The organism is Rhodoplanes sp. SY1, assembly GCF_046000175.1.
In the GTDB taxonomy this organism is placed as follows: domain Bacteria; phylum Pseudomonadota; class Alphaproteobacteria; order Rhizobiales; family Xanthobacteraceae; genus Rhodoplanes.
The window spans coordinates 1-23,725 of sequence record NZ_JBEOMB010000008.1 but is presented as its reverse complement, the minus strand read 5'-3'; the positions used below and the strand labels follow the sequence as shown (position 1 = coordinate 23,725).

17 protein-coding genes are annotated in these 23,725 nt (G+C 70.0%); 2 read left to right on the top strand and 15 right to left on the bottom strand.

Annotated elements, in window-relative coordinates; translation table 11 throughout:
- Positions 1 to 63: 63 nt before the first annotated feature.
- Both ABTU92_RS02710 and ABTU92_RS02705 read right to left on the bottom strand, forming a co-directional pair.
- The gene (locus ABTU92_RS02710; protein ID WP_408087425.1) at positions 64 to 762 is read right to left on the bottom strand and encodes an RraA family protein; all 699 of its coding nucleotides are present in this window, start codon (positions 760 to 762) and stop codon (positions 64 to 66) included.
- A 57-nt stretch (positions 763 to 819) separates the two neighbouring features.
- Positions 820 to 1,752: an NAD(P)-dependent oxidoreductase gene (locus ABTU92_RS02705; RefSeq protein ID WP_408087423.1), complete on the bottom strand. Its 933-nt coding sequence runs from the start codon at positions 1,750 to 1,752 to the stop codon at positions 820 to 822.
- Between the two features lie 136 nt (positions 1,753 to 1,888).
- On the opposite strand from ABTU92_RS02705, the gene ABTU92_RS02700 reads away from it, so the two are divergent.
- Positions 1,889 to 2,842 carry a LysR family transcriptional regulator gene (locus ABTU92_RS02700; protein ID WP_408087421.1) on the top strand — a complete coding sequence of 318 codons (954 nt, stop codon included), beginning with the start codon at positions 1,889 to 1,891 and terminating at the stop codon, positions 2,840 to 2,842.
- 1 nt (position 2,843) lies between these two features.
- On the opposite strand, the gene ABTU92_RS02695 is transcribed toward ABTU92_RS02700, so the two are convergent.
- Positions 2,844 to 3,350: a pyridoxamine 5'-phosphate oxidase family protein gene (locus ABTU92_RS02695; RefSeq protein WP_408087419.1), complete on the bottom strand. Its 507-nt coding sequence runs from the start codon at positions 3,348 to 3,350 to the stop codon at positions 2,844 to 2,846.
- 177 nt (positions 3,351 to 3,527) lie between these two features.
- On the opposite strand from ABTU92_RS02695, the gene ABTU92_RS02690 reads away from it, so the two are divergent.
- Positions 3,528 to 3,797 (top strand): hypothetical protein, encoded by a 270-nt coding sequence (locus ABTU92_RS02690; protein WP_408087417.1) that lies wholly within the window; start codon positions 3,528 to 3,530, stop codon positions 3,795 to 3,797.
- Between the two features lie 31 nt (positions 3,798 to 3,828).
- On the opposite strand, the gene ABTU92_RS02685 is transcribed toward ABTU92_RS02690, so the two are convergent.
- From ABTU92_RS02685 to uvrB, 12 genes are all read right to left on the bottom strand, one after another.
- Positions 3,829 to 5,217 (bottom strand): dihydroorotase, encoded by a 1,389-nt coding sequence (locus ABTU92_RS02685; RefSeq protein ID WP_408087415.1) that lies wholly within the window; start codon positions 5,215 to 5,217, stop codon positions 3,829 to 3,831.
- On the bottom strand, positions 5,214 to 6,650 hold the full coding sequence (locus tag ABTU92_RS02680) for an amidohydrolase family protein (protein WP_408087413.1): 1,437 nt from the start codon (positions 6,648 to 6,650) through the stop codon (positions 5,214 to 5,216). Before ABTU92_RS02680 ends, ABTU92_RS02685 begins: the two co-directional genes overlap by 4 nt.
- A complete protein-coding gene (locus ABTU92_RS02675; protein WP_408087411.1) occupies positions 6,647 to 7,705 on the bottom strand; it encodes an ornithine cyclodeaminase family protein in 1,059 nt (352 codons plus the stop codon). The genes ABTU92_RS02680 and ABTU92_RS02675 overlap by 4 nt, the downstream gene beginning before the upstream one ends.
- Positions 7,706 to 7,758: 53 nt before the next feature.
- Positions 7,759 to 8,547: an ABC transporter permease gene (locus ABTU92_RS02670; RefSeq protein ID WP_408087409.1), complete on the bottom strand. Its 789-nt coding sequence runs from the start codon at positions 8,545 to 8,547 to the stop codon at positions 7,759 to 7,761.
- Positions 8,544 to 9,332, bottom strand: coding sequence for an ABC transporter permease (locus ABTU92_RS02665; RefSeq protein ID WP_408087407.1), 789 nt, complete (start codon positions 9,330 to 9,332; stop codon positions 8,544 to 8,546). The genes ABTU92_RS02670 and ABTU92_RS02665 overlap by 4 nt, the downstream gene beginning before the upstream one ends.
- Positions 9,332 to 10,141, bottom strand: coding sequence for an ABC transporter ATP-binding protein (locus tag ABTU92_RS02660; RefSeq protein ID WP_408087405.1), 810 nt, complete (start codon positions 10,139 to 10,141; stop codon positions 9,332 to 9,334). Before ABTU92_RS02660 ends, ABTU92_RS02665 begins: the two co-directional genes overlap by 1 nt.
- Before the next feature lie 61 nt (positions 10,142 to 10,202).
- Positions 10,203 to 11,240 (bottom strand): ABC transporter substrate-binding protein, encoded by a 1,038-nt coding sequence (locus ABTU92_RS02655; protein WP_408087403.1) that lies wholly within the window; start codon positions 11,238 to 11,240, stop codon positions 10,203 to 10,205.
- Positions 11,237 to 12,091 carry an FCD domain-containing protein gene (locus tag ABTU92_RS02650; protein WP_408087401.1) on the bottom strand — a complete coding sequence of 285 codons (855 nt, stop codon included), beginning with the start codon at positions 12,089 to 12,091 and terminating at the stop codon, positions 11,237 to 11,239. The genes ABTU92_RS02655 and ABTU92_RS02650 overlap by 4 nt, the downstream gene beginning before the upstream one ends.
- A 318-nt stretch (positions 12,092 to 12,409) precedes the next feature.
- Entirely contained in the window at positions 12,410 to 13,846 is a 1,437-nt protein-coding gene (locus ABTU92_RS02645; protein WP_408087399.1) for an amidohydrolase family protein, read from the bottom strand.
- Between the two features lie 86 nt (positions 13,847 to 13,932).
- Positions 13,933 to 15,513 carry an HWE histidine kinase domain-containing protein gene (locus ABTU92_RS02640; RefSeq protein WP_408087397.1) on the bottom strand — a complete coding sequence of 527 codons (1,581 nt, stop codon included), beginning with the start codon at positions 15,511 to 15,513 and terminating at the stop codon, positions 13,933 to 13,935.
- A gap of 8 nt (positions 15,514 to 15,521) precedes the next feature.
- Positions 15,522 to 20,531, bottom strand: a complete 5,010-nt coding sequence (locus tag ABTU92_RS02635; protein WP_408087395.1) for a response regulator — start codon at positions 20,529 to 20,531, stop codon at positions 15,522 to 15,524.
- A gap of 578 nt (positions 20,532 to 21,109) precedes the next feature.
- On the bottom strand, positions 21,110 to 23,725 hold a 2,616-nt coding region (gene uvrB, locus ABTU92_RS02630; protein ID WP_408087393.1), incomplete at its 5' end, for an excinuclease ABC subunit UvrB.

Below are 23,725 nucleotides of genomic sequence, written 5' to 3'. Positions count from 1 at the left end.
GCGCCGTCTCTCCCGTCGTCGCCGCCATGCCGGCGCGCCCGGCGTGGCGGCGGGCCGGCGCGGTCAGAACCGATAGACGTCGTCGATGATCTCGGTGCCGCTCTGGCGCAGCTTGGCGTCGACCCAGCTGCGGTCGTAGCGGCCGGCCGCGATGTCGGCGAAAATCTTCTTCTCGTTGGCCGACATCGCCTGCGCGGCGGCCAGCACGGTGCGGGCGTCGCGGGCCTGAACGAAGACGACGCCGTCGGCGTCGCCGACCACGATGTCGCCCGGCCGCACCACGGCGCCGCCGCAGGCGATCACCGTGTTGATCTCGCCGCAGCCGTTCTTGTACGGCCCCATCGGCGTGTAGCCGCGCGAGAACACCGGCAGCACCCCGAGCGCCGCGATGCCGGCGCGGTCCCGCATGGTGCCGTCGAGCACCAGGCCGCCGATGCGGCGCTGGGCGGCGTAGCGCACCATGATCTCGCCGATCAGCGCGTTGGTGGTGTCGCCCTGGCCGTCGACCACCACGATGTCGCCCGGCTGGGCGAGGTCGAGCGCCTTGTGGATGAAGAGATTGTCGCCGGGATTGACCTTCACGGTGAAGGCCGGGCCGCACAGCGTCATCTCCGGGAGAACCGGCGCGATGGCGCTGCAGGCGCAGAACATGCGCGACATGTTGTCGGCGATGTTCGGGGTCGGCAGGCCACGGAAGGCCTCGACGAGATCGGGCGCCGGGCGCTCGATGCGGGTGTAGATGCGGTTTCCGGGAAGGGACATGTCGGGCTCCGATTCTCGTGGGACGTGACCGCCTCGGCCGAGGACGAGGCGGTCGTCTCAGGCGTAGGCGAATTGCGGGGCCGCGCCGCGCAGCACCGCGAGCACGTCGTCGACCACGATGGTGCCGACGCGCAGCAGCGCCTCCTCGGTCGCGGCGCCGACATGCAGCGTGCCGATGAAGTTTTTCTGCGCGAGCAGCGGATGGTCGGGCTTCGGCGGCTCCTCTTCGAACACGTCGCAGGCCGCGCCTGCGAGCCGGCCGGCGGCGAGCGCCGCCGCGAGAGCGCGCTCGTCGACCACGCCGCCGCGCGCCGTGTTGATCAGCAGAGTGCCGGGCCGGCAGGCGGCGAGCGCGGCGGCGTCGATCAGATGATGGGTCTGCGGCCCGTAGGGCACGCTGATGCTGATCACGTCGGCTTCGGCGAGCAGCGTCTCCAGGGCCGCGTGGTGCGTGATGCCGAGCGCCGCGGCGCTCTCGGCGGAGACGTAAGGGTCGTAACCGGCGATCCGCATGCCGAAGCCGGCGCGGCCGATCGCGGCGATGCGGCGCGAGATGCGGCCGAGCCCGACGAGGCCGAGCGTCTTGCCGCCGAGCTCGGTGCCGGTCAGCTCCGGCGGCGCGAGGCGGGTGGCGCCGGCGCGCAGCAGCCGGTCGTTCCCCGGCAGCCTGCGGGCGAGTGCCAGCATCAGCCCGACGGCCAGCTCGGCGACCGAATCGACATTTGCGGTCGGCGTGTAGACGACCGTGACGCCGCGCTCACGGGCGGCGCCGACGTCGATGGCGTCGACCCCGATGCCGTGCTTGCCGATCACCTTGAGCTTCGGCGCGGCGGCGATACGGGCGCGCGGCACCGCGGCGGCCCGCACGATCACGGCGTCGGCCTGCGACCAGTCGCCGGCGCGCGGGTCGTCCCAGGTCACCACCTCGACCTCGTGACGCAAGCGGGCCAGCGGCGTCGCGTGGATCGGCTCCGTCACGATGACCTGCATGGGGCGCTCCGAGGGATGCGGCGGACCTTCTGTCGGGTCCCGCCTTCTCGGTGCCACGAGACGGAATATCGGAAAAGCGATCTATCGGAATGAATAATATCGGCTATAAGAATATTGGTTGCGGCGTGGAGAATGCATGGATTCCCAGGATCTCGATCTCTTCCTCCAGGTGGCGCGACACCGGACCCTGTCCCGTGCCGCCGAGGCGGTGCATCTGGCGCAATCGACCGTCAGCAAGCGGATCCAGATGCTGGAGGAGCGGCTCGGCTATCCGCTGCTGGAGCGCGGCAAGGGTTTGAAGCGGGTCGCGCTGACGCCGCAGGGCGAGGCCTTCCTGCCGATCGCCGAGCGCTGGCAGGAGCTGGCCCGCGAGGCCTTCGAGGTCAACCGCTCGAAGCCGCGCCAACACCTCGTCATCGGCACCGTGTCGAGCGCCAACATGACGTTCATCCCGGAGCTGTGCCGCCGGCTGTGGAACCGCTCGCCGCGCGTCTCCTACCGGGTGATCTCGCTCCACTCGGTCGAGATGTACGACGAGATCGAGAAGCGCACGATCGACGTCGGCTTTCCGCTCGTCGAGCAGACCGCGCAAAACGTCGCCGTGACGCCGTGCTTCTCGGTCCCGCTGGTCGGCGTCCGGCTCAAGCAGGGCGGTCCGCGAAGGGTCGACGTGCGTACGCTGCCGGCGGAGACCTGCGTGTTCGTCCCTTGGGGAACGAGCTATCTCACGTGGCACGACTACTGGTTCCACGCCGGCCAGAAGCCGTGGGCCGCTGTCGACAACCCGCTCCTGCTGTTCACCGTGATCGAGCATTCCGAGCAATGGGCGATCGTGCCGCGCGGCATCGGCCATTCGATGCTGGCGACCGGTCGCTTCGAGACGTTCCAGATCGATCCGGCGCCGCCGCAGCGCACCTTCTACAAGATTACGCACAAAGCGCCGCGGAGCGGCGTCGCCGCCGCGCTGCGGTTGTTCGACGAGGAGCTGGCCGGCACCATCCGGGACGGATTTCCGGACATCTACACGGACATCCGAACGGGGCGGGCGGAGCGCAGCTCTAAGCGCAAGTTGGGTCGCACGCGGCCCTGAATCACATCGCCACCTTGCGGTTCTCGCCGAGCGCCGGGCGCGTGTTGGTCACGGCGGCCGCCGCCATCTTTACGTAGCTCACCACGGTGCCGGGCGAGTCCCAGTACTCGGCGTCGTGCGGCGTCACCTTCAGGAGGCGGATGTTCGGATCCTCGGCGCTGTCCCACCACGCTTTCGCCGGCGTCGACCACAGCTCCTTGATCTTGGCGAGATCATAAGTGACCTCGGCACGGCCGGTGAGCGAAACGTAGGTCTGGCCGCGCGAATCCGCGAAAGCGAGACAGACATGCGGGTCGCGGGCGATCTCGTCGTCCTTGTGCCGGCGGATGTCGGTGAAGAAATAGACGGCGTTCTCCTCGGGCCGGACATAGGCGCCCATCGGGCGCGCCCGGATCTCCTCGCCGTCGCGGGTCGCCAGCATGCAGATGCCGACGTCCTTCATCAGCGCCCACACCTTGTCGCTGTTGTCGGCGTCGCTCCTGCCGGCCTCGTGGGTCGTGCTGCTCATGGGATTCTCCAGGCGGTATCGTTTGGCCGGACACGGCGTCCGGCGCTCGATCAACCAACCGAGGCGATCCGACACGGTTCCTGGACGCACCGAATGGCGTGGTGCGGCGCCACGGTGCCGACGGTAACGGAACCTGCATGCCCGCGGGCAGTTGGCGGAGCAAATGGAGGTTTTCCCATGGTCACACGGCTGCTCATCGCTGCGCTCGTCTACATGATGGTGCAGGCGGTCCTGTTCGGGATCGGCACCATCCTGATCGTCTCGACGCCGCTCGCGGCCTACGCGAGCGAGCTGATGCCGTTGCACATCGTGCTCAGCTTCGTGGTGGCGGCTCCGATCGCGTGGGTTCTGGCGCCGCGGCTGCGCGCCCGCTGGTCGCGACGCCGCGAGGCCCGGATCGCGGCCGGCCTGGAGCCGGCGCCGGACGCGCCGCGGCCGCGGATCTGATCAGGGCCGTTCTGATCAGGCCGTGTGTGACTCACGTCCGGGTGACGGCGACCGGCCGGCCCCAGCCGGGCGTGCCGACCGGCCGGCCTTCGACCGCGACGGTGCGTCCCCGCACCAGCGTGCGCACCGGCAGGCCGTGCAGGGCAAATCCCTCGAACGGCGTCGCGTTGCCGATCGAGTGAAGGCCGTCGGCCGTGATGTGGCCGGTCCTGGTCATGTCGAGCAGCACGATGTCGGCATCGGCGCCGACCGCCAGAACGCCTTTGGTCGGGAACAGGCCGAAGGCCTTGGCGGGCGCCTCGCAGGCCATGCGCACATACTGCCCGAGCGTCAGCCGTCCGCGCGACACCTGCGCCAGCATCAGCACCATCGCGGTCTCGACGCCCGGAAAGCCCGGCGCACAGTCCCAGATCACGTCACGGGTCTTCTCGGACCTCAGGTGCGGCGCGTGGTCGGTGGACAGCATGTCGATGGTGCCGTCGAGCAGCGCGTCCCACAGCGGTCCGGCATGGCCGGGCTCGCGCACCGGCGGCTTCACCCGCATGAAGTTGTCGCCGAGCCGTGCGCCGTCGTCGGTCGTGAGGAAGAGGTAGTGCGGGCAGGTCTCGACCGTCAGGTCGACGCCGCGCGCTTTCGCGAAGCGGATGTGCGGCAGCGAATGGCGCGTGCTCTCGTGCGCGATATGCACCTTGGCGCCGGTCCACTCGGCGAAGATCGCGGTGCGGCTCACCGCCTCGACGGCCGCGAGGTCGATGTGCTGCTCGAGATGCGCGGCCGCCTCGGTGCGGCCGGCGGCGCGCAGCTTGTCACCGCGCCAGGCGAGCAGCGGCGTGTTCTCGGCATGCACGGTGCAGCGGAGACCGAGCCGCGCCAGGATCTCGAACGCCTCGACGATGGCGCCGTCGGGCGGGCAGGGCACCAGCGGGTTCTCGCTGCCCATGTAGAGCTTGAAGCTCGCCGCGCCGGCCTCTGCCATCGCTTCGAGCTGATCGAGATTGTGCTCGCCGATCAGGCCGTAGAGCCCGTAGTCGACGATCGCCTGGGTGCCGGCGAGGGCGTGCTTCTGTTCGAGCGCTGCGACGTTCGCGGTCGGCGGATTGGTGTTCGGCATGTCGAACACGGTGGTGACGCCGCCGACGGCCGCCGCCTGCGTGGCGCTGGTCCAGGTCTCCTTGTGCGAGAAACCGGGTTCGCGAAAGTGCACGTGCACGTCGATGGCGCCGGGGATCACGTGCAGCCCGGTCGCGTCGATGGTCTCCCGCGCCGGCGGCAGCGTGCCGGGCGCGCCGATGGCGACGATGCGGCCCTGATCGACCGCGATGTCGGCCGCGGTCGTCGTGTCGGGTGAGACGAGCAGGCCGTTCGTGATCACGAGATCGACGGAACGTTGCGCGAGGGTCGGCGTCTCGGCGGTCGTCACGGCACCACCCCCGCGATCTCGGTCGCGACCGCGAACAGGTCGGCGTTACGCCGTTTCAGAAATGCCGCCATGGCGCGCACCTCGCGTACCAGGGCGTCGGTGTCGAACGTGGTGACGCGGCCGCGGTCCAGCACGATGCGGCCGGCGATCATCACGGTGTCGACCGCGCCACCGGTCTCGGCGAAGACGAGCTGCGCCACCGGATCGTTGAGCGGCGTCCACCACGGCGTGTCGCGCCGGTAGAGCACCAGATCGGCCGGCGCGCCGGGGACGAGGGCGCCGAGGCCGGGGCAGCGCAGGGCCGCGGCGCCACCGCGCGTCGCCATGTGGAGCGCGTCCCGTGCGGAGATCCAGCGCGTGCGGTCCGGCTCGGCGGCGCGATGGCTGGTCGCGACGGCGCGCATCGCCTCGTGCAGGACCATGTTGTCGTTGGCGCTCGCCCCGTCGGTGCCGAGCGCCAGCGTCACGCCCCGCCGCAGCATCTCGGGGGCGCGGGCGAGGCCGGTGCCGAGCCGGGCGTTGCTCTCGGGATTGAGCACCGCGACGACGCCGCGCTCCGCCATCAGGTCGATGTCGGCGTCGTCGAGCCAGATCGAATGCGCGCAGGACCAGCGCGACGAGAGAACGCCGAGCGTCTCCAGGTGCCGCACGGCCGTCTCGCCGTATTGTTCCGCTGCGAGGCGGGCCTGCTTCCGCGTCTCCAGGAGATGCGTGTGGATGCCGGTATCGTGCTTTTCCGCCAGCTCGGCGCAGAGCCGCAGCGCCGCGTCGGTGCAGCGGTCGGGATTGGACGGTGCCGGAAACACGGAGAGCCGGCCGGCGCGGCCGTGCCACCGCGCGATCGTGTCGCCCATCAGGTCGCGCAGCTCGTCGACGCCCTGGGGCTTCAAGATCTCGACCGCGGCCATGCGGGCCTTCAGATCGTCCGGCAGCGGCGCATCGGGAAAGATGTCGGCGAAGGCGCCGTCGAAGAAGCGCATCGCGAGCGCGGCGCGCAGGCCCGTCTCCTCCCAGGCGGACAGCACCGCGTCGATGTCGGCTGCCGTGAAACGCTGGCCCGGGAAGTGATCGATCGCGGCCGTCGTGCCGCTGGTGATCATGCCCCAGGCGGCGAGCAGCACGGCGAGGCGGATCTCGTCTCGCGTGCGACGCGAGGTGTGCGCCTGCGTCAGCCACATGAAGGCGGGATGGCTCAGCCGGTCGCCGAAGCCCGCCATGGTGCTCGATTGCGAATGCATGTGGGCGTTGACGAGCCCTGACGCGACCATCCGGTCGGTGCCGTCGATGATCGTGTCGGGCGTCTCGGGTCCGACGTGGTCGCCCGCCGCGACCGCGGCCATCACCCCGTCGCGGATCAGCACATGGCCGCGCGGAATAAAGGTGTCGGCGACGTCGAGCGTCAGGATCGCGGCGTCGCGGATCAGCGTGATCATGACGCCGGCCCGGGGGTCGCCGGTGCTGTTGCGGCGACCGGAACGACGCTGCCGTCGCGCATGTCGAACTCGAGGCCGACGCCCTCGCGCACCGCACGGTCGTAGACCATGCCGGCCGTGATCACGTCCTGGGCCGCGATGCCGATCGACTTGAACACCGTGATGTCGAGGCCGGGCGGCATCGGCGGCACCTCGCCGGACGCCAGGACCGCGCCGATCTCGCCAAAAATCTGCTCGGGCCGCAGCACGCCGCTCGCCAGCGTCAGGGCGAGGTCGCCGGCTCGCGTGGTGGCGCCGTCGAAGTGATCGACGAAGACGCGGGCGCGACGCATGAAGCCGTCGTCGACCTCGCGGTGCGTCGGGCGGTTGCCGCCGCCGAGAATGACGACGGTGCCGGACCGCACCGCGTCACCGGGGAAGATGGGCGTCTCGGCCGTGGTTACGGTGGCGATCACGTCGGCCTCGGTGGCGGCCGTCGCGGCGTCGGTCTCGACCGTGATGTCGATACCGTCGAGCTCGGGCCTTGCTGCGAGCTGGGCCGCGAGGCCGCGCGCCCGCTCGACGTTGCGGCCGACCAGGACCACGCGGGCGAAGCGCCGCACGGTCGCGAGATACAGCACCGTGGCGGGTGCGATCTTGCCGGCCCCGAACACGGCGAGCGTATGCGGCGCGGGTGGTACGAGCATCTGTGCGGCGGCGGCGAATCCGGCCGCGGTGCGGTGATCGTTGAACGACGACGTCGCCATGTGGGCGAGCGGCACGCAGGCGACGCCATCCCACAGCACCAGCCCGCTCGACGCGGTGCGGGCTGGCTTCGCGGCGTCCGTCGCGGCGTCCGCATAGGCGTGGATGTTGGTCTTGACCACGAAGCGATGGTCGAAGGAGTGGCCGGCCAGCACCAGGGCACCGCCTTTCGGGTCGGTGCGCAGCACGTCGAGGCGGCCCGGCGCCGGCATCTCGCCGGCCGCCTGGCGGCGATAGGCCTCGGCCGAGGCCGCGATGGCGGCAGCCGGATCGATCAGGCGCTCGATGTCCCGTTCGGACAGAAGCCTCATGAGCAGTCTCGATGCGCCGGGCGCGATGCCGGCGAAGGAAGGAAAGGGCGGGTTCAGGCCCGCCAATGGACGAATCGCTTCTCGCCGGCCGAGGTGAGCCAGAAGACCGACATGGCAATGGTAACCGAGGTCACGACCGCCGCCCAGAGGAGCTCGGTCTCGCGCATCTCGCCGGAATCGAGGATCAGGTTGCCGAGCCCCTTCGACCCGGTGATCCACTCCGACAGCATGGCCCCGAGGATCGCGCTCGACGCGGCGATGCGCATGCCGGTGAACAGGAAGGGCAGGGCGTAGGGAATGCGGACGTAACGGAGCTGCTGCCAGCGGCTGGCGCCGTAGACATGCATCAGCTCGGCGGCGTTGCGGTCGGCGCCGGCGAGGCCGCGCATCAGGTTCACCAGCAGCGGGAAGAACGACACGATCGTCACCACGGCCATGCTGGTCGCGATGCCGCGTCCGAGGAACAGCATGGCGAGCGGCGCGACGGCGGCGACCGGCGTCGAGCGGAACGCGATGACGACGGGCAGCGACGCCTGCGCGATGTTACGGCTCATCGAGAAGGCGAGCGCGATGCCGGTCGCGAGCAGCGTGCTGAGAGTCAGGCCGAGCGCGGCGGCGGTGAGCGTGAAGCCGGTCTGGGTCGCGATGACCTTGATGTTGACGACGAAGGCGTGCGCCACCGGTCCGGGCGGCGGGACCAGGTAGGGCGGAATCCTGAGCGCGACGACGATGAGCTGCCAGGCGAGCACCAGGATGCCGACGGTGAGCGCCACCAAAGCGAGGCTGCGCGCGACGCGCAGACCCGGCCGTGCCGTGTTGTCCGGGGAGGTCGTGGCGCTCATGGCTGGTCCGCCAGCTCGGTGGCCGGCTCCCAGAAGATCGCGACGCGCTCGATCGCGGCCCAGATCGCGTAGCCGCTCGCCGCGAGCAGGCAGGTGAGCACGACGGAGAGCCACACCTTCGGCGTGTCGTAGGCGAACAGCGCGTAGAGCATCATGGCGCCGACGCCACGGTCGGCCCCGGCCCACTCGGCCGTGATGGCGCCCAGCACGGCCGAGGGCGCCGCGATCTTGAGACCGGCGAACAGGTAGGGCAACGCGCTCGGGACGAGCAGATACCGCAGCATCTGCAGTCGCGTCGCGGAGAGCACGTGGAGCAGCTCGCGCTGGCGCGCATCCGCCGCGCGCAGCCCCTGGATGGTGCCGACCAGCATGGCGAACTGGCTGGTCAGCGCCGCGATGGCGATCTGCAGCTGCGAGCCGGTGCCGATCCAGGTGGCGAGCAGCGGCGCGAGGGCGATGATGGGAATCGAGTGCAACGTCACGCCGAGATTGTAGACGGGGCCGTAGAGCGGCCGCACCAGCACGGCGAGCGAGGCGGCCGTGATGGCGATCGTCGCCGAGATCGCGTAGCCGATGGCGGCGCGCAGCGCGGTCTGGCCGACGTTTTCGGTGACGAGGCGCGGATCCCGGATCGCCTCGGCGATCACCTGGGTCGGCGAGGGGATGAACACCGGCAGCAGTCCGGCGCGCTGCGCCGCCTCGGCGCCGCCGAGCAGCACCGCGACGGTGAGCAGCGGCCGCCACGACGCGGCCGCGGCCCGGCGCAGGCTCGTCGCCGCGCTCATCAATAGGCCTCGACCGGCTCGCCGGCGCGGGCCGGCTCGCTCTCGCGGCCGAACAGGCCGTCGCGCACCGCGTTGACGCAGTCGTAGAAGGCGGGCGTTCGCATCATGTCGAGGCTGCGCGGGCGCGGCAGCGGCACCTCGACCACGCCGGCGATGCGGCCCGGCCGTGCGCTCATCACGTGCACCTGGTCGGACATGAACACGGCCTCGGCGATCGAGTGGGTGACGAGCAGGGCCGTGGTGCCGGACTCGGCCCAGATGCGCAGGAGCTCGAGATTCATGCGCTGGCGGGTGATCTCGTCGAGCGCGCCGAACGGCTCGTCGAGCAGCAGGATGTCGGGCTCGAGCACCAGCGAGCGCGCGATGGCGACGCGCTGCTGCATGCCGCCCGAGAGTTCGTGCGGCAGCGCCCGCTCGAAGCCCTTCAGGCCGACCAGCTCGATCAGCTCGTCGGGCGTCTTCTGCGAGCGCCGCGTGCTCTTGCGGCCGACCACGTCGAGCGGTAGCTCGACGTTCTGCCGCACGGTGCGCCACGGCAGCAGCGTCGGGCTCTGGAACACGAAGCCGATCGCGTGCTCGTGGCGCGCCGTCCGGGGCGAGTCCCCGGACAGCGTGACGGTGCCGGCGAAGGGCTGCATCACGTCGGCGACGAGGCGCAGCAGCGTCGACTTCCCGCAGCCGCTCGGCCCGATGATCGAGCCGAAGCTGCCGGCCGGAACATGCAGGTCGACCTTGTCGAGCGCGACGACCGGCTGGCCGCGACCCTCGAACACCATCGTGACCTGATCGACCTTGATGTCCCGTGACACGGTGCGTCTCGTTCCTTCTCGTGATCTGCTCGCCTGAGGGTGCTGGCGTCAGGCGTCGACGTCAGGCCTTGGTCGCGGCCTCGGCGAAGCTCGGATCGCACAGATCGGTCGCCTTCATGTCGCCCTTCACCAGGCCGACGCTGCGATAAAGCGCGATGATCTTGCCGAACAGATCCATGTCGAGGGTGAGCAGCCCCTTGGTCGCCGCCGGGCCTGCCTCGATGAACGGCTTGCTCTCCTTGATCTCGGCGAGCTGCGCCTCGTAGACGAGCCCGGGATTGCCGTACTTCTCGACCATCAGCTTGGCGGTCGCCTCCGGATTGGCGAGTGCCCAGCGCCACGACTCGGCGGTGGCGCGCAGGAATTTCACGACGAGCTCGCGATTGTCCTTCAGGAAGTCCTCGCGGGCGTAGATGGTGCCCGTGGTCTCCGGCAGGCCGAGGTCGTGCGCGTTGAGGGTGACGATGTCGACGCCGCGCGTCTTCAGCATCACGCCCTGGTTGGTCGAGTAGCCGGCATAGCCGTCGATCTGGCCGGAGACGAGCGCCGACGGATCGGGCGCCGACGGCACCAGGTTGACCGACGCCGGATCGAGCCCCGCCTCCTTGATCAGATAGAGCATCATCGGCCGGCCGGAGGTCGCCGTCGCGATGGTCTTGCCGGCGAGCTGCTTGACGTCGGTGATCGGCGTCTTGGCGAGGCTGATGATGCTGTACGGGCTCTTCTGGAATACCGTGCCGATCACCTTGATCGGGATGCCTTTCTCGCGCGCTACGACGAGCGGGCCGATCGGCCGGTCGCCGATCTGCGAGCGGCCGCTCGCGACGTTGGCGACGGGATCAATGTTGGGGCCGCCCGACACGAAGGTCGGATCGATGCCCGCCTTCTTGTAGATGCCCTGGTCGATGCCGGCGAAGTAGCCGCCGTACTGGATGCTCTTGATCCACGAGAGCTGGAACGACAGCGGCGTCTCCGCGGCGAATGCACGTGAGACTCCGTCGAGACCGCCGACCGACAGCGCGGCGGCCGATGCCGCCGCGGCGCCGCCGATCTCGAGGAACCTGCGCCGGCTGAGCGAGCGATCGTCGCGTGAGGTCATCGCGGTCTTCCTTTCTGGCTGGATGGGCGCGGACGGGCGTCGCCGGAGGTCCGGCGACGGGAGGGGGAACGTGCCGCAGAACGTGCCGGCGTCTCAGCAAGCGACGTGCCACGCGCGCTGCGGCGCGGCGTCGTATCCGGAAAACGCGGGGCGACCATGCGGGCGATGTCGGCGGCGGCCTCGGCGATGTGGCGCTCGAGCAGCGTCGCAGCGCGTGCCGCGTCACGCGCCAAGGCGGCCTCGACGATGGCGCCGTGCAGGTTGGCGCCGACGCGCGGATGGCGGCCGGCCGCCTGCACGGCGATGCGGCGATAGCGGTCGAAGCGGTCGTGCAGGTCGTGACAGAAGCCGAGCAGCAGGGCCGAGCCGCAGGCGTCGATCAGGGCGAGATGGAAGGCGCGATGGCGGCGCTCCCAGTCCTCGTCGACCAGCAGCTCGGGCGTGCGCGGCCGCCGCACGAGACGATGATGGGTGGCGAGAATCTGCGCCTCCCAGGTGTCGTCGCCGTGCGCGATGGCGTCGCGCAACGCCATGGATTCGAGCCGGATGCGCGTCGCCGTGATGTCGTCGAGCTCGCGGCGCGAGATCGGTGCGACACGAAAGCCGCGCTGGCCGTCCTGAATCACGAGGCCGCGGCCGACGAGCTGCGCCAGCGCCTCGCGCATCGGGCTCATGCCGACGGCGTAGCTCTCGCACAGCGGCTCGAGCCGCAGCCGGTCGTCCGGCGCGAGCCGGCCGAACAGGATGTCGGCGGACAGGCGGCCCTGCACGGCTTGCGCGATGGTGCGCACGTCGGACACGCGCGGGTCGATCGGCCCGGCGTCGGACGCGCGGACGTCGGTTCGGTCCATGGCTCTCCTCCGGCGTCGTCTCAGCAAGGGCCGGGCCACGCCGGTTTGCATGCCAGGTATGGTGCGAGACGCCGGCGCTGCCGCGAAACTGGGCAGCCTCGTAGGCAAACTGCCGTTTCGTATGCAAACGGATGGAATTTCGAAATTCCAGCCGAAGGCACACCCGGGGCTGTTGCGGGATCACGAGCGACAACGATGCCGCGCCGAAGCCGCTCGTCCCCGCGAAGGCGGGGATCCAGGGGCGGCACGGCAGAGAAACACTGGATCCCCGCTCGCGCGGGGATGAGCGGAGGACAGGGCCGGACTCGCCGGTATTGCTCAGGGCAGCGCCGCGGCGATCTCGGCGGCGAGGCCGTGGAGGGCGACGTTGCGGGCGCGCAGATGCTTCACGAGGTCGCGCGCCTCGCGCAGCACCGGCTCCGGGTCGAAGGCGGTGATGCGTCCGGCCTCCATCAGCACCCGGCCGGCGACCACGACGGTATCGACCGTCGAGCCCGACCCGCCGAACACCAGTTGCACGAGCGGATCGTTCAGCGGCGTCCAGAACGGCGTTCTCAGATCGTGCAGCACGAAGTCGGCCGGCGCGCCCGGCGCGATGCGGCCGAGCCCCTCGACCCGCATCACCGCGGCGCCCGACAGCGTCGCCATCGCGAGCGCGTCGGCGGCGGTCGGCCAGCGGCGGCGATCGGGTTCGCCCGGCCGCTGCAGCATCACGGCGAGCCGCATCACCTCGTGCATGTCGAGATTGTCGTTGGTCGAGGCGCCGTCGGTGCCGAGCCCGACCCGCATGCCGGCGGTCAGCATGCGGGCGACCGGCGCGATGCCGGCGCCGAGCTTGAGATTGCTCTCGGGATTGTGGACCGCGATGGCGCCGCCCGCCGCCATGCGGGCGATGTCGTCGTCGCCGATCCAGATCGTGTGGGCGCAGGAGAGCCGGTCGGTCACGAGGCCGAGCCGTTCCAGATGCGCCACCATGGTGGTGCCGTAACGCTTTTCCGCGATTTCGGCCTGGATGCGCGTCTCCAGCAGATGCATGTGCAGGCTGGTGTCGTATTTGAGCGAGAGGTCGCGCACCGCCTGCAGGAGCGCGTCACTGCAGCGGCTCGGATTGGACGGTGCCGGGCAGAGGCGAATCCGCCCGTCGGCGGCGTGATCATGACGCGCGATCGCGTCGTCGATCAGGTCGAGCGATTCGCGCAATGGCGGTGGCGTCAGCGGGTTGCACGCCCCCACCGAGGCGGGCAGCCCACCGGGCGGATCGATGTCCGAATAGGGCTCGTCGAAGACGCGCAGCGCCACCAGGGCGCGCAAGCCGGCTACCTCGTAGGCCTTCACAACCGCATCGACGTCGGAGGAGACGAAGCCCTGCTCCGGGAAGTGATCGACCACGGCGGTGGTGCCGTTGCGCAGATGCTCGACGCAACCGAGCAGCGCGGAGAGCCGGATCTCGTCGGCCGTGCGGTGCGCCGTGTCGGCCTGGTTGAGCCACATGAAGGCCGGGTGGCTCAGCACGTCGCCGGTGCCCTTGAGCACGTTCAGCGGCGAATGCGTGTGGGCGTTGACGAGACCCGGGACCATGAGCTTGTCACGCCCGTCGATCACCTGTTGGTCGTTAACATGTGTGTCGGGCTCGATCGTCGCGGACGGCGCCCGCACCGCGACGACCCACGTTCCTTCGATCAGAACGTCGCGGCGCGCCGGCGCGATTTCGGCGTCGAGCACGAGCACGTCACGGACGAGAATGCGGTTTGTCATGAGCGGCCTGTGCGGTCGAGGGCGGGTGCACAGGCGTCAGCAAGGTGCGTGCCAGATGATTCGACCGGCGTGGGGCGGCGGCCGGATCACCCGCCGCGCGCGCCGGCGCTCGTGCCCGCGACCTTCCGAGGTACCCGCGGGGCCGCGGGCATCTCGGCCGCCTCGACCGGAGCCGCATGCGTTGCGCCGTCGTCCCGGGGCAGGGCCGACCGCGGCCGCGGGCCGCAGGGGATCTCCAACGTGCAGGCGAGGCCGCTCGGCCGCCAGTCGAGCGTCACGCGGCCGGCGATCTGCTGGTTGATGCTGGCCTCGAGAATCTTGGTGCCGAAGCCGCGCGACTGCGGCTTGCGGACCGGCGGGCCACCCGCCTCGCTCCAGCTCAGGATCACGCGCTCGCCGTCGAATCGCCAGGCGACGTCGAGCGAGCCGGTCTCGACCGAGAGCGCGCCGTACTTCACCGAGTTGGTGGCGAGCTCGTGCAGCGCCAGCGCCAGCACCTGGGCGCGGTCGGGCGGCAGCGAGACGGACGGGCCGTCGGTCGCGACCCGCGGGCCGTCGCGCCGATACGCCTCCAGCTCCTCGTCGACCAGACGCCGCACGTCGGCGCCTTCCCAGCGCGATTCCGAGAGCAGCGTGTGGGCCTGGGCCAGCGCCCGGATGCGGCCCTCGACGGCCGCCATGTAGGCCTGCGGGTCGCGCGCGCTCGTGAGTCGCACGATCGCCTGCACGATGGCGAGCGCGTTGCGGGCGCGGTGGTCGACCTCCCGGGCGAGCAGGAGCTGGCGCTCCTCGGCGAGCTTGCGGTCGGTGATGTCGATGGTCACGCCGCTGACCCGCGTGACGGCGCCGCGCGCGTCACGCGTCACCGCGGCAGCGCAGATGCACCAGCGCTGCGCGCCGTCCGGGCGCACGATGCGGGCCTCGACCTGGAAGGTCTGTCGCTCGGGCTCGGTGCGCAGCAGCGTACGGATACGCTCGATGTCCTCGCCGGCGATCAGCGGTCGCACCGTCGCGAGGCTCGGTCGGAAGCTCTCGGGATCGACGCCGAAGATGCGGAACTGGCCCGGATCCCACAGGCACTCGCCGGTCGTCACGTCGAGATCCCACGAGCCCATCTGGCCGGCGGCGAGCGCGACGCTGCGCCGCCGCTCGCTCTCGCGCAACTGCTCGGTCGACGCCTCGAGCGCGGCGGTCCGCTCGGTGACGCGGCGCTCCAGCTCGCGTGCGGCGGCCTCGAGCTGGCGCGTCTTGCGGAACAGGTCGACGAACACCCGCACCTTGGCGCGCAACACCTCGGGGATCACCGGCACCGGCACGTAGTCGACCGCGCCCATGGCGTAGCCGCGTACCCGGTCCTCGTCGGAGAGATGCACGGCCGAGATGAAGATGATCGCCGTCTGCTCGAAGCGCGGATGATCGCGGATCATGCGGGCGAGCTCGAAGCCGTCGAGCTCCGGCATGCAGACGTCGACCAGCACCACGGCGACGTCGGTGCGCAGCAGATGACGCAGCGCCTCGCGCGCCGAGGTCGCGGTGATCAGGCGCTCGCCGAGCTCGCGCAGGATAACCTCGTAGCTCATCAGCTTGGCCGGCTGGTCGTCGACCAGCAGGATGTCGACCGGATCGGGCCGGATCGCGTCGCGGCGCAGCGGATCATGCATGTCCATGGCCGACCTCAGCGATGCAGCCAGAGCCGCAGCGCCGAGAGGAGCTGCTCGGTGTTCACGGGCTTGGCGAGATAGTCGGAGGCGCCGGCCTCCAGGCAGCGCTCGCGGTCGCCCTTCATGGCCTTGGCGGTGAGCGCGATGATCGGCAGCCGCCCGAAGCGCGCGTCGCGCCGGATCGTCGCCATGGTCTCGTAGCCGTCCATCTCCGGCATCATGATGTCCATCAGCACGAGCGCGAGGTCTTCGGTCGCCTCGATCGTCTCGATCGCCTCGCGGCCCGTCGTGGCGGTGAGCACCCGCATGCCGCGCCGCTCCAGGACGCTCGACAGCGCGAAGATGTTGCGCGGATCGTCGTCGACGACCAGCACGGTGCGTCCGACCAGGCGATCGTCCGACTGGTGCAGCCGCTCCAGCATGCGCCGCCGCTCCGGCGTCAGGCGGGCGATCTCCCGATGCAGCACCAGCGCGGTCTCGTCGAGCAGACGCTCGGGCGATTCGACGCCCTTGACGACGATGCCGCGCGCCAGCGTGCGCAGCCGCGCATGCTCCTCGGCGTCGAGCGCCCGGCCCGTGTAGACGATCACGGGAACTCCGGCGAGCGACGGATCGGCGCTCATCGCCTCCAGCACGGCGAATCCCGTCATGTCCGGCAGGCGCAGATCGAGCACGACGCAATCGTGAGACGTGTGACGCAAAGCGGCGAGGGCTTCGTGTCCGGTCTCGGCGGCGGCGATCTCGATGTCGTCGTCGCCGAGAAGCGCGCCGACGGCGGCGCGGGTGGCGCGATCGTCGTCGACGATCAGGAGGCGCTTGCGCCGCGGCGCCGCGAAGGCGAGGAGACGGTCCAGCGCCGCCGCCAGGCCGTCGGCCGTGGCCGGCTTGCTCAAAGCGGCGAAGGCACCGCGCGCGAGCCCGTCCATGCGGTCCTCGTCGACGCTGACGATCTGCACGGGAACGTGGCGCGTCACCGGATCCTGCTTGAGACGGCCGAGGACGCTCCAGCCGAGCATGTCGGGCAGGTGGATGTCGAGCGATATCGCGGCCGGACGGTAGCGTCGCACGAGCTCCGGCACCTCGGCCCCGCGGGCGGCGATCACCACCTTGAGGCCGCGGCGGCGGGCGACATCGGCGAGGAGCCCGGCATAGTGAATGTCGTCCTCGACGATCATCAGGACGGCGTCGCCGTTCGTGATGTCATGGCGGTCGTCGCGCACCGGCAGCGGCGCCGGGACGCTCTCGGCGCGTGTGGCCTCGAACTCCTGCGTTTGCGTCTGCGACGACATCTGTGACGGCGCGGCGATCGCCGGCAGCGGGCGGCGGGGTGGCAGCGCCTCGGACGCCGGCCGCGGGACCGACGGGCCGGTGTAGCGCGCCGGCAGATAGAGCACGAAGGTGCTGCCGGCCCCCGGCGTCGATTGAAGCTGGATCTCGCCGCCGAGCAGCGCGGCGAGCTCGCGGCTGATCGCGAGACCGAGGCCGGTGCCGCCGAAACGGCGGCTGGTGGAGGCATCGGCCTGCTGGAACGCCTCGAAGACGATCTTCTGCTTGTCGGACGGGATGCCGATGCCGGTGTCGGCGACCTCGAAGGCGACGACGCTCGCGGCGCGGCCGAGCACCGGGTGAGTGGGTGTCCAGCCCGTCGTCGCCGGAGCGACGGTGAGCCGCACCGAGCCGCGCTCGGTGAACTTGAAGGCGTTCGAGAGCAGGTTCTTGAGCACCTGCTGGAGCCGCTTCGGATCGGTGACGATGCTGCGGCCGAGCAGCGCGTCGGCGTCGACCGAGAAGGCGAGCGCGCGCGTCTCCGCCTCGTGGCGGAACGGCCGCGCCACCGCCTCGACGAGATCGGAGAACAGAAGCTCCTCGGCCTCCACCGTGACGGTGCCGGACTCGATCTTGGAGAGATCCAGAATGTCGCTGATCAGGTTGAGCAGATCCGTCCCGGCACCGTGGATGGTGCGGGCGAACTCGACCTGTCGGGCCGAGAGGTTGCCGTCCGGATTGTCGGCGAGCTGCTGGCCGAGAATCAGGATCGAGTTGAGCGGCGTGCGCAGCTCGTGCGACATGTTGGCGAGGAACTCGGACTTGTATTTGGAGGTCAGCGCCAGCTCGGCCGCCTGCTCCTCGAGGGCGCGGCGGGCCTGCTCGATCTCCTGGTTCTTGCGCTCGACCTCGACGTTGCGCTCGGCGAGCTGCGCCGCCTTCTGCTCGAGCTGCTCGTTGGTCTGCTGCAACTCGCGTTGCTGGGCCTGCAGCTCGGCGGCGAGCTGCTGCGACTGCTGCAGCAGCCCTTCGGTCTGCATCGTCGCCTCGATCGAGTTCAGCACGATGCCGATCGAGTCGGTGAGTTGTTCGAGGAACGTGATCTGCAACGGCTTGAAGCTGCCGATCGAGGCGAGCTCGATCACGGCCTTCACCTGGTTCTCGAACAGCACCGGGAGCACCACGATGTTGCGCGGCGTGGCCTTGAACAGCGACGAGACGATGGGCGGCGCATCGGCCGGAATGTCGGCGACGAGCTGACGGCGCTTGTCGAGAGCGCATTGGCCGGCCAGTCCCTCGCCCGGGACGAGAATTGGCTTGTGTCCGTCGTCCAGGCTGTCCGCATAGGCGGACAGGAGGCGCAGGCGCGGCGCCGCGTCCATCTCCATCTGATAGATGACGCCCTGCTGGGCGCCGACCAGCGGGGTCAGCTCGTCGAGCAGCAGGCGGCCCACCGTGCCGAGATCGCGCTGACCCTGCAGCATCGCGGTGAAGCGGGCGAGATTCGTCTTCAGCCAGTCCTGCTCGGTGTTGCGCTCGGTGGTGAGGCGCAGGTTGTCGATCATGGTGTTGATGTTGTCTTTCAGCTGCGCCACCTCGCCGCGCGCGTCGACCTGGATCGAGCGGGTGAGATCGCCCTTGGTCACCGCGGTCGCGACCTCGGCGATGGCGCGCACCTGGTTGGTCAGGTTGGCGGCGAGCAGGTTGACGTTGCCGGTGAGATCCTTCCAGGTGCCGGCCGCGCCCGGCACCGCGGCCTGGCCGCCGAGCCGGCCCTCGACGCCGACCTCGTGGGCGACGCGCGTCACCTCCGAGGCGAACGACCGGAGCTGCTCCACCATGGTGTTGAGCGTCTCCTTGAGGAGCAGGATCTCGCCGCGCACGTCGACGGTGATCTTCTTCGACAGGTCGCCGCCCGCGATGGCGGTCGCCACCTCGGCGATGTTGCGCACCTGCGCCGTGAGGTTCGACGCCATGAAGTTGACGTTGTCGGTGAGGTCCTTCCAGGTTCCCGCGACGCCGGGCACCTGCGCCTGACCGCCGAGCTTGCCCTCGGTGCCGACCTCGCGGGCGACGCGCGTCACCTCGGCCGCGAAGGCGTTGAGCTGATCCACCATCGTGTTGATGGTGTTCTTCAGCTCCAGGATCTCGCCCTTCACGTCCACGGTGATCTTTCGCGAGAGATCGCCCCGCGCGACGGCGGTGGTGACCTCGGCGATGTTGCGGACCTGGGTCGTCAGATTGGCGGCGAGCAGGTTGACGTTGTCGGTGAGGTCCTTCCACGTTCCCGCGACGCCCGGCACGTTGGCCTGACCGCCGAGCCGCCCCTCGGTGCCGACCTCGCGGGCGACGCGCGTCACCTCCGAGGCGAAGCCGTTGAGCTGATCGACCATGGTGTTGAGCGTGTCCTTCAGCTCGAGAATCTCGCCGCGCACGTCGACGGTGATCTTTCGCGACAGGTCGCCCTTGGCGACCGCGGTCGCCACCTCGGCGATGCTGCGCACCTGCGCGGTCAGGTTCGACGCCATCGAGTTGACGCTGTCGGTCAGGTCCTTCCAGGTGCCGGCGACGCCCGGCACCGTCGCCTGGCCGCCGAGCTTGCCGTCGGTGCCGACCTCGCGGGCGACGCGCGTCACCTCCGACGCGAAGCCGTTGAGCTGATCCACCATGGTGTTGATGGTGTCCTTCAGCTCGAGAATTTCTCCGCGCACGTCCACGGTGATCTTGCGTGACAGGTCGCCGCGCGCCACCGCAGTCGTCACCTGGGCGATGTTGCGCACCTGATCGGTGAGGTTGCCGCACATGGCGTTCACCGAGTCGGTCAGATCCTTCCAGATGCCGGCGACGCCCGGCACCAGCGCCTGGCCGCCGAGCTTGCCGTCGGTGCCGACCTCGCGGGCGACGCGCGTCACCTCCGAGGCGAAGCTGCGGAGCTGGTCGACCATCGTGTTGATGGCCTCTTTCAGTTGCAGGATCTCGCCGCGCACGTCCACGGTGATCTTCTTGGAGAGATCGCCATTCGCCACCGCGATCGTCACCTCGGCGATGTTGCGCACCTGCGCCGTCAGGTTGCCGGCCATGGAGTTCACCGAGTCGGTAAGGTCCTTCCACACGCCGGACACCTCGCGAATCTGCGCCTGGCCGCCGAGCTTGCCCTCGGTGCCGACCTCGCGGGCGACGCGCGTCACCTCGGCCGTGAACACGCCGAGCTGCTTGATCATGGTGTTGACGATGGTGGCGGCTTCCAGGAACTCGCCTTCGAGCGGTCGGCCGTCGACCTCGAGCCGCACCGTCTTCATCAGGTCGCCCTGCGCCACCGCGGCGACCGCGCGGGTCACCTCCTTGGTCGGCCACAGAAGGTCGTCGATCAGCCCGTTGACCGACGTCTCCATGTCGGCCCACGCGCCGATCGCCGGGCTGAAGCGGACGCGATGGCGGGTGCGGCCGCGCCGTCCGACCATGTCGCCGACATGCGCCAGCTCCGTCGCCATGCGCTCGTTGGTGGCGGCGATCTCGTTGAACGTGTCGGCGATCTTCCCGGCGAGCCCGACATGGTCGCCGCGCATGCGCACCGAGAAGTCGCCGCTGCGCATCGCCTGCAAAGCGGCGAGCAGGGCGCGCAGCTCGTCGCGATCGATGTCGCCCGCCATGCCACGATCGGTGCTCGCGTCCGTGTCGGCGTTCATCTCGGAGGCGAGTGCCGCGGCCACGACCGGAGTCTCGACGCCTTTGCTCCGGCTCTCGCGCCTCGCCGTCATGTCACGCTCCTTGTTGATCCGGACCGAGTGCCGGCACGTGGGCATGTCGATACCGTTGCGCCGCAGAGATACCGTTGCGCCGCAGAGCTGCGCAGGCGTGCCGCTCCGACAGTACCGTTCCGACGAACGACGCCGGGCGGCGTTCGGTTCCGCCGGAAGAAATCAACGACCGGAACTTTCATCGGGTTCCGTCGATGGAGGGGCGATCGTGGCGGTCGTCGATCATGGCGGTCGGCGATCGCGGTCATGCGCCGATCGCGATGCTCCGTTTCACCAGCAGCTGGCAGCCGATCGTCACGTCGCGGATGAGAGTCGCGCACCCGACGATGCGTCGCCGGCTCGGATGTGGCGCGGTCGAGACTGGCACGTCTGCTCCCGCGAGGCGCGGTAGGAGAATGCCTTCGATCGAGCCATGCACACGCGATCGAGGAAGAGGCGGGGCCGTGCACCCGAGCGCGAGACGCCGACATGCGGCCCTGTGCACCGGCAACGCGGCGTCATTGTGATTTGGCGCGATACACGAGGCCGGACGTCCGCGCTTCGTGATTGAAACGCGGCCGTCCAAAGCGCTTCGACCGTCACCTCCGGCGTGGCTTGAACCCACCGCGCTGGCCGGGGCGGCCCATCGTGGAGCGCGGGCCGGCGGACTTGTCGTCGCCGCCGGGGTCGTGGCCGGACGAATCGTCGTCACGGGCGCGGGTCGGCTTGTCACGGCCGAACGGGATGGACTCGACGCCCGGGCCCATCTCGTCGAGCGAGGGTTTTCGCGGGCGCTTCGCATCGCGTCCCTTGGTGTCACGCCCCTTGGCGTCCGGGCGATGCACGCCGCGCTCGTGCCAGAGCGCGATGCCCATCTCGTCGAGATCCGGCTTGTGCGGGCGGGCGCGGGCCGGCGACGCGAGCGCCGCGCGGGCCTTCGCGAGATCGACCACCTTGGCGGTCGGGTCGTCGGTGACGGCGAGGTTGGTGGCGCGCAGGCGCTTCACCTCGTCGCGCATCCGCGCCGCCTCCTCGAAGTTCAGGTCGGCCGCGGCCTCGCGCATGCGCGTCTCGAGGTCGGCGATGACGGCCTCGAGATTGTGCCCGATGGTCGCCGCCTCCTCGAAGCCGCCGGCGGCCGACAGGCCGTCGCCGCGCCCGGTCGCGACCAGCACGTGATCACGTTCGTACGGGCTGTCGAGAATGTCGGCGATGCCCTTCTTGACGCTCTCCGGCGTGATGCCGTGCTCGGTGTTGTAGGCCTGCTGCTTCTCGCGCCGGCGATTGGTCTCCGCCATCGCGCGCTCCATCGAGCCGGTGACGTGATCGGCGTAGAGCAGCACCTTGCCGTCGACGTTTCGCGCGGCGCGGCCGATGGTCTGGATCAGCGACGTCTCGCTGCGCAGAAACCCTTCCTTGTCGGCGTCCAGGATCGCCACCAGCGCGCATTCGGGAATGTCGAGGCCCTCGCGCAGCAGGTTGATGCCCACGAGGACATCGAAGGCGCCGAGGCGCAGATCGCGAATGATCTCGATACGCTCGATGGTGTCGATGTCGGAGTGCATGTAGCGCACCCGCAGGCCCTGCTCGTGCAGGTATTCGGTGAGGTCCTCGGCCATGCGCTTGGTCAGCACGGTGACGAGCGCCCGATAGCCCTGCGCCGCGACCTGACGCACCTCACCGACCAGGTCGTCGACCTGGGTGCGGGCCGGCCGCACCTCGACGGGCGGGTCGATCAGGCCGGTCGGCCGGATCACCTGCTCGGCGAACACGCCGCCCGACTCCTCCATCTCCCAGCCGCCGGGCGTCGCCGAGACCGCGACGGTCTGCGGCCGCATCGCATCCCACTCCTCGAAACGCAGCGGGCGGTTGTCCATGCAGGACGGGAGGCGGAAGCCGTATTCGGCGAGCGTCGCCTTGCGGCGGAAGTCGCCCCGGTACATGCCGCCGATCTGCGGCACCGTGACGTGACTCTCGTCGATGAACACGAGCGCATTGTCGGGCACGTACTCGAACAGCGTCGGCGGCGGCTCGCCGGGCTTTCGCCCGGTGAGATAGCGCGAGTAGTTCTCGATGCCGGCGCAGCTGCCGGTCGCTTCCATCATCTCCAGGTCGAACAGCGTGCGCTGCTCGAGCCGCTGCGCCTCGAGGAGCCGCCCGGCGTCGGTGAGCTGGGCGAGCCGCCAGCGCAGCTCCGTCTTGATGCCGTCGATCGCCTGCAGGAGCGTCGGCCGCGGCGTCACGTAGTGCGAGTTGGCGTAGATCTTCACGAAGGACAGCTCGTCGGTCTTGTGGCCGGTGAGCGGGTCGAACTCCTCGATGCTCTCCACCTCGTCGCCGAACAGGTTGATGCGCCAGGCGCGATCCTCGTAGTGGGCCGGGAACACGTCGACGGTGTCGCCACGGACCCGGAAGGTGCCGCGGGAAAAATCGGGCGTGCGCTTGTAATGCAGGGCGACGAGGTCGCCGATCAGCCGGCGCTGATCGATGCGGTCGCCGCGCTTCAGCGTGAAGGTCATGGCCGAGTAGGTCTCGACCGAGCCGATGCCGTAGATGCACGACACCGAGGCGACGATCACGACGTCGTCGCGCTCCAGCAGCGCGCGCGTCGCCGAATGGCGCATGCGGTCGATCTGATCGTTGATCGAGGATTCCTTCTCGATATAGGTGTCGGTGCGCGGAACGTAGGCCTCGGGCTGATAATAATCGTAGTAGCTGACGAAATACTCGACGGCGTTGTCGGGAAAGAAGCTCTTGAACTCGCCGTAGAGCTGCGCGGCCAGCGTCTTGTTGGGCGCCAGGATGATGGCCGGGCGCTGCGTCGCCTCGATCACCTTCGCCATCGTGAAGGTCTTGCCCGAGCCGGTGACGCCGAGCAGCACCTGGGTCTTGTCGTGACGCTGGATGCCGTCGACCAGCTCGGCGATCGCGGTCGGCTGGTCGCCCTTCGGCTCGAAGTCGGACTTCACCACGAGGCGGACGCCGCCCTCGCTCTTCTCCGGCCGCGGCGGCCGGTGCGGCGTCCAGGCCTGGTCGGCGAGCTCGGCTCGTCCCTCGCGCAAGAGCTTCTCCAGCGACGCCGCCGTGGCCGTGGTGCCGAGCTCGGACAGCATAGGTTTTGCGGGGCGGCGGCGGGTCGGTTTGTCGTCTTGCGCTGGAGCGCCGGCGTCGGCCTCCGCCAGCTCCCTCCCCCCTCGTGGGGGAGGGGCGGGGAG